Genomic DNA, 6,667 nt, shown 5'->3' with positions numbered 1-6,667 from the left:
CTTTCAGACGTCGGACGTGTGAGCCCGTGGCCAGAACCAGTCGATCGTATTTTAACGTGCTCTTGTCCGACAAGCTGATGGTCTTGTTGTCTCGATCAATTTGTTCGACGCGCACACCGAGCCGCAACTGATGGCCTGCCTTCTCGTACACCGAGCGCGGCTTCAGGTACAGCGACTCCTGATCAACATCTCCTGCCAGGTAATTCTTGGACAAAGGCGGTCGCTGATATGGTGGATGGGGTTCTTCGCCCACCAGAACCACCTCATGTTGATATTTTTTTTGCAGCAAGGTTGTCAGGAGCGCACCTGCTGCGTGCCCGCCGCCAACGATGACTGTGGTCTCTTTTCGTTTGTTTACCATAGCCTCTCTCTTTAGCTGTGCCTTGGGATCGGGTTGTTCAGGAGTCGCCATCCGAGATGAGCACAAGGTCGGCTGACACGGTGATGTCAACCGCGCCCCGCGACACCCCGCACGCGGCTCTCAGCCGCCGGAGGTCTCGGCATCCTCAAGCATCATCGCGGCGCCCTTCTCGCCGATCATGGTCGCCGGCTGATTGGTGTTACCGCCGACCAGCGTCGGCATGATGGAGGCATCAATCACCCGCAGACATTGCAGTCCATGCACGCGCAGACGCGAATCGACCACCGCCATCGGATCCACACCCATCTTGCAGGTGCCGACAGGGTGATATGCCGACTCACCGCTGCGCCGCACCCATTCGGCGAGGTCGTCGTCATTCTGCAGCGCCGGCCCAGGCGACATCTCGACCTCGTGGTGCGGGGCGAAGGCCGACTGCGCCAGAATCCTGCGCAACAGGTGAACCCCGCGAACGAGTTGCTCAACGTCGGCGGACTCGGCCATGTAGTTGGGGTCTATCAGCGGCGCCGCGAACGGGTCGGCACTGTGCAGACCGACGCGGCCACGCGACAATGGCCTGAGCCCGTAGATCATGACTATGTAGCCATAACCACTCATTGCGGTCCTCAAGTCCCGCCCGTGATCGGCGTACAACATTGGCCCAAAGTGCAGTTGCAGGTCGGGTATCGGCTCCTCCGGCCGGGAACGGATGAACCCGCCGGCCTCGGCGCCGTTGCTCGACAGCACTCCGCGTCTATTACTCAGGTATTGCAGCAGGGCCCGCAGGCCCTTGAGCCAGTAGCTCGGATGCATCGAGATGCTCTGGCGACTGCGCGCTCTGACGCGCACGAACACGTCGATATGGTCTTGGAGATTCTGCCCAACACCCTCCAGCGCATGATGCAGTTTGATGCCGTGCCGGGACAGCTCCTCCCGCGGACCGATCCCGGATAGCATCAGCAGTTGCGGCGAGTTGAACGCGCCGCCGCAGAGCACAACCTCGCGCTCGGCACGGACCTGCACCAGCCCGGTCGCGCTGCGGTACTCGACACCGGTGGCGCGGGTGCCTTCGAGCAGCACACGGGTAACATGCGCACCGCTGCGGACTGTCAGGTTGGAACGCCCTGCGGCAGGTTCGAGATAGGCGCGCGCATTGCTGCAGCGCGCGCCGTCCTTTTGGTAGGCATAGTAGAAACCCACGCCCTCCTGCTCACTGCCGTTGAAATCCGTATTGCGCCGGTACCCCGCCTGTGTCGCCGCCTCGACGAATGCCGCGCTCAGCGGATTGGTATAGCGGCGCTCGGCAACATTGAGCGGACCACCCTGGCCGTGAAACGCTGCCTCGACCGGCGTCAGTTTCGGCTCGAAATGTTCGGACCTGCGGAAGTACGGCAGTACCTCTGCGTACGACCACCCGTCGCAACCCAGCCGCGCCCACTCGTCGTAGTCCCAAGCATGCCCGCGGATATAGACCTGCGCATTCATGCCGCTGGAACCGCCGAGCATCTTGCCCCGCGGCTGGAACAGCGCGCGGTCGTACATGTTACGCTGTGGTTCGGTATTGAACTGCCAGTTGTAGCGGCGGCTGAACATCAGTTGCAGGAAGCCCAGCGGCATGTTTACGAAAGGATTGCGGCGGCTCTCCGGACCGGCTTCGAGCAGCAGTACCGAATAGTGACCGCTCTCGGACAGGCGGTTGGCCACCGCACACCCCGCCGAGCCCGCGCCGACCACCACATAATCGAAGTGTTCGGACTCCACTCCGCTCGGACGACTCATTGACTTTTTGCCGTCAGCTTGACCATCAGCCTGGAATAGCCCCGCACGAAGTTGGACTGCACACGTTCCGGCTCACCAACAACTTCGATGTTATCAAAACGCTTGAGCAGTTCTTCCCAGAGAATGCGCAGTTGCAATTCGGCCAGACGGTTGCCCATGCAACGGTGAACGCCGTAACCAAAAGAAATATGGTTACGGGCTTCCTTGCGATCAATAATGAGCTGATCCGCATTTTCGAACTTGCGTTCGTCCCGATTGCCCGAGGCGTACCACATCACCACGCGATCACCCTTCTTGATGGTCTGACCACGCAGCTCCACATCCTGCGTAGCGACCCGGCGCATATTCGCCAGCGGGGTTTGCCAGCGGATGATTTCCGAGACCATATTCGGAATCAGCTCCGGGTTCGCCTTGAGTTTGGCGAATTCTTCAGGGAACTGGTTCAGAGCCAGTACACCGCCGCTCATGGAGTTGCGCGTAGTGTCATTGCCACCAACGATAAGCAGCGCCAGATTCCCGATAAACTCCATCGGACGATTGATCAAGTCCTTTGTATCTTCGTTGCTCTGCAACATACTGATCAAATCGAAACCGGGCTCTTCGCCGGCTGCACGACGTGCTTCCTTGTCGCGCCATAGCTTGGAGAAAGCCCTCGCCATGTCTGCGGCGTCGTCGAACATGCTGTCTTCATCTGTAAACTCACCGCCGGTCGCTGATGCTGCGCCGGACAATCGATCCGACCAGTCAACCAGCTTGTGACGCTCCTCATAAGGGAAATCCAGCAGCGTCGCCAGCATGCGCCCCGTCAGTTCCTTCGACACGGCCGGCACCCAGTTAAAGGGTACGCCCAGAGGCAGGCTGTCGAGCACTTCCCCGGCGCGCTCGCGGATCAGCCCTTCCATTTCCTTCAGGTTCTTGGGCGCCACCACACCCTGAACCGCCTGGCGCTGCACGTCATGCTTGGGCGGGTCCATGGCGATGAACATTTCTACCGATAGTCCTTCCGGGGGGTCACCCAAAATGATTTGCGGCTCGGACGAAAACAACTCGTGACTCTTGTCCACGAACAGAATGTCTTCATAGCGCGTTATCGACCAGAACGGCCCGAATGGACTTTTCTTCTGGTAGTGCACCGGCGCCTCATCACGTAGCCGCTTGAAATAGGCGCGCCACTGGTCTTGACGGTACAAAAATGGGTTGCTTACGTCGATGTCTTCAAGCGCCAGTGTGTTGACATCGGGCACAGGCGTTTCGACAAAATTGAGCAGGGGGCGCTGCCTGCCGATGATCTTCTTTTTTGCCTTCATCACCATCTTCAGTGCCTGGATTTGCAAGTGCATTGGCACTACTTTGGATGTGGCATTGATCACTTTAGTCTGGACGGCATCAATTGCGCTTGATTTCGTTGACATGGCGTTCTCCAATACTTACATCTGGAATTCGGGTAAATGAACGGTGAGGCCGTCCATTGCATCTGTGGTCTTGACCTGACAGCCCAGTCGCGAGGTTTTCGCCCGCTCCGGGGTCATGGACAGCATCTGCTCTTCAGCGTCGCCGATCGATCCGGTCTTGCCGAACCACTCATCCGCAATGATCATGTGGCAGGTGCCGCAGGCGCACTCCCCGCCACAATCCCCGTCGACGCCTGGAATGGCGTTATCGGCGGCAATCTGCATCAACGTGGTGCCAACCTCGAATTCTGTGACATGTTCGGTGTTGTCATGCTCAATAAAGGTGATCTTGCCCAATGTCTCTCTCCTGCGAGTAACTTATGCTTGGATAGTTATTCCACGCCGGCATGACAGCGAGGTCATTTCTTGACATGCGCGGGTCACTTAAAGACAATATCTCCCCCTATGCAATGGGCCGCGCCAATGACACAACAGGCAGATGGTTGGCAAAATCTGGCAGCCAATATTCCGTCGAACTATTCGCGGCTTATCGCCCGTGAGCTGGACATGACGACTAGGCAATTGCCCGTTTTACTGCGAGGCACCGGCCTTGACGTCGTGCAGTTCCTGAGCGAGGACAGCATGATCACGCCGGCTCAACAGGTACGGATTCTGAGCAACGCGCTATTGCTGTCAGGCCAGCCGGCATTCGGATTGCGGCTGGGCAAGCGACTGACCCCGGCAACCCACGGTGCGATGGGCTTTGCCGCTTCCAGCAGCCCGGACCTGCTCAGCGCACTACGGGCGATACAAACCTTCCTGCCCACCCGCGCCAGCGTTATCCAGTTGCATTTACGGCAGGTTGAAGAGCACCTGGAATGCAGGCTGGATTTCCAGGTACCGCTAGACGCCGACCTCCAGCGCTGCCTGGCTGACACGATGATCAAGGTACTGCTCGAATTCGGCGAATTCATTGTCGGCCGCCCTCTGTATGAGGCTGAAATATGCTTTACCCATCCGGCGCCCGAATACCACGCGATCTATTCCGAGTATTTGTCCGGGCGGATTCGCTTTGGTTGTAATCAGTTGACGCTTAAACTGCCGATGACGTTGTGCCAGGAACCGAACGCCTCCGCCAATCATGAAAACTATCGTCTGGCCCTGCAGCAGTGCGAAGCCATGCTTGCGCAACTTCAAACCCAGAAACCGAGCTACCAGACCCGGCTCAAGAAGATGATGTTGTCCCGCCCCCCCGGCACGCTCAGTGAAGAAGAAGCTGCGGCCTCCCTGTTCATGAACAAACGCACCCTAGCCCGCAAGCTGAAACAGGAGCACAGCAGTTTTCGTCAAATTCGTGACGACATCCTGTCCCAGCAGGCGGCGAGCTACCTGTGTGACAGCAAACTGTCCGTCGAGGCCATCGCCGCGTTGATGAACTATCACGACAGCGCCAATTTCAGACGTGCCTTCAAACGCTGGTTCGGCCATCCGCCCGAGCAGTACAGGCAGCGTTTCAGTTCACGAGACTCCCTGCCACCTGCCCCCTGAGAATGCTCTGAATAACTCCCAGCCTGACCGGTAGAAACGCTTTGCCATCTGACATGCCTTGGATTATTATTTGGTTGGTCAACCAATCATGCATTGTTGTGCTCAAACAAAATAAATAGAGGTGGCCATGACATCCAGTTACACCTTGTCCAGGCGCTGTTGCGCAATTGCCGCTCTGAGCGCAGCTACCCCTTTCCCCAGTCTGCTCAGGACACACGTATCGTGTGTGGCGTGCCCAAGCGCGTGAACTGGTTCAGGATCGCCGCGCGCACCTGAAGCTCCGTCACCTGGCGGTCGAAATCTCGGGCCATGACCCGCTCGCCCAGCAACTTGAAGCAACCCATCTTGGTTTCCACCAGGCTGCGCCGGTGGTAACCACTCCATTTCTTCCAGATCGTCCGGCCCAGGTGCCGGGTTGATCGCAAGGTTTCGTTGCGAGCCTCGACGCCCGCGCTGCTGCCTTTCCAGGTCTGCGCATTCTTGCGGGTCGGGATCACGGCGGCGGCTCCGCGTGCCGCAATCGCGGCATGACAGGCCTTGGTGTCATAGGCACCATCGCCGCTCACCGTCGCCACGGCTTCAGTCGCCGGGATCTACGTCAGCAGCTCAGGCAGCATCGGCGCGTCGCCGATGCGGTTGTCCGTGACCTCGATGGCCCGGATCTCCAGCGTCTCGGCATCAACGCCCAGATGCACCTTGCGCCACTGCCGACGGTATTCCGAGCCATGTTTCTTCGTTTTCCATTCGCCTTCGCCCAGCATCTTCACGCCGGTGCTGTCGACCAGCAGATGCAAGCCACCACGACTGGGGCGATAGGGTATGTTCACGGTCAGCGTTTTCTGGCGGCGGCAGACCGTGCTGTAGTCAGGCACGGGCCAATTCAATCCCGCCAGATGCATCAGGCTCTGCACGAAACCGATGACTTGGCGCAACGGCAGGCCGAACAGCCCCTTGATGGTCAGGCAGAACTGGATGGCGGCATCGCTGAACGTCGGTGATCGACCGCGACGACCGGTGGGCTGGCCGTGCCATTGCATGTCACGATCCAGCCAGACCGAGAGCGAGCCTCTGGCCTTGAGGGCTGCGTTGTAATCTTTCCAGTTGGTGGTGCGGTATTGGGCGGCAGCGGGCTTGGTCATGGGTGCGCTAGCCTACAGACTCGGGACGTTTGTGCAACAACGCCTAAAGCACCGGCCCTACCATCGCCACGCCGAACGGACTTGTCGGGGGCGCGCCAGCCATGGCTCGCTCCAGATCAAAAATATAACGCTGTGTCGCCGTCCAGCCTGGCCCGCCATACTGTTTCGGCCACGTCAGTGCCAACCAGCCCTGCTTGCCGAGCAAACGCTCCCACTTTTGCTGGAGTTCCTTGCCGCTCATCTCACCAATCGCCGAGCAGCGCTTGATATCGTCTGGCACATTCACCTGCATCCAGTCACGAATGGATTGCTGAAACTCCAGCTCTTCCCGAGTAAACTCCAGATTCACGAGTTATCACCTCTTGCTAGCCATCGATCGCCGCTTTCAAAATTCATTCAGTTGACCCCACGGTCTTTGTTTTCCCAAAAAGGCTGCCTCAGTTCGTTCTTGA

General features: G+C 58.7%; 6 protein-coding genes and 1 pseudogene. 1 reads left to right on the top strand and 6 read right to left on the bottom strand.

All coding sequences use genetic code 11. The annotated features are described in order from the left end of the window. The 4 genes from C5O18_RS05055 to C5O18_RS05040 all read right to left on the bottom strand — a co-directional run. The coding region (locus C5O18_RS05055; protein WP_158249274.1) for an FAD-dependent oxidoreductase at positions 1–361 on the bottom strand (361 nt) is incomplete at its 3' end. Between the two features lie 120 nt (positions 362–481). Then, positions 482–2,137: a GMC family oxidoreductase gene (locus C5O18_RS05050; RefSeq protein ID WP_105192014.1), complete on the bottom strand. Its 1,656-nt coding sequence runs from the start codon at positions 2,135–2,137 to the stop codon at positions 482–484. Further along, positions 2,134–3,549 (bottom strand): cytochrome P450, encoded by a 1,416-nt coding sequence (locus C5O18_RS05045; protein ID WP_105192019.1) that lies wholly within the window; start codon positions 3,547–3,549, stop codon positions 2,134–2,136. Before C5O18_RS05045 ends, C5O18_RS05050 begins: the two co-directional genes overlap by 4 nt. Positions 3,550–3,564: 15 nt before the next feature. Continuing rightward, complete coding sequence (locus C5O18_RS05040; RefSeq protein WP_105192012.1) at positions 3,565–3,885, bottom strand: 2Fe-2S iron-sulfur cluster-binding protein; 321 nt, start codon at positions 3,883–3,885, stop codon at positions 3,565–3,567. A 108-nt stretch (positions 3,886–3,993) separates the two neighbouring features. On the opposite strand from C5O18_RS05040, the gene C5O18_RS05035 reads away from it, so the two are divergent. Beyond that, positions 3,994–5,076 carry a transcriptional regulator CypR gene (locus C5O18_RS05035; protein ID WP_241146745.1) on the top strand — a complete coding sequence of 361 codons (1,083 nt, stop codon included), beginning with the start codon at positions 3,994–3,996 and terminating at the stop codon, positions 5,074–5,076. Between the two features lie 206 nt (positions 5,077–5,282). Here the strand turns inward: C5O18_RS05035 and C5O18_RS05030 are convergent. Then, positions 5,283–6,215: pseudogene (locus C5O18_RS05030) on the bottom strand (IS5-like element ISPa35 family transposase). A gap of 43 nt (positions 6,216–6,258) precedes the next feature. Beyond that, positions 6,259–6,564 carry an acyl-CoA dehydrogenase family protein gene (locus tag C5O18_RS05025; RefSeq protein WP_206389731.1) on the bottom strand — a complete coding sequence of 102 codons (306 nt, stop codon included), beginning with the start codon at positions 6,562–6,564 and terminating at the stop codon, positions 6,259–6,261. Positions 6,565–6,667 lie beyond the last annotated feature (103 nt).

Origin of the sequence: Amnimonas aquatica (assembly GCF_002943415.1) — a bacterium.
GTDB classification, from domain to species: Bacteria; Pseudomonadota; Gammaproteobacteria; order Pseudomonadales; family Moraxellaceae; genus Perlucidibaca; species Perlucidibaca aquatica_A.
This window is presented reverse-complemented; position numbering and strand designations above follow the sequence as displayed.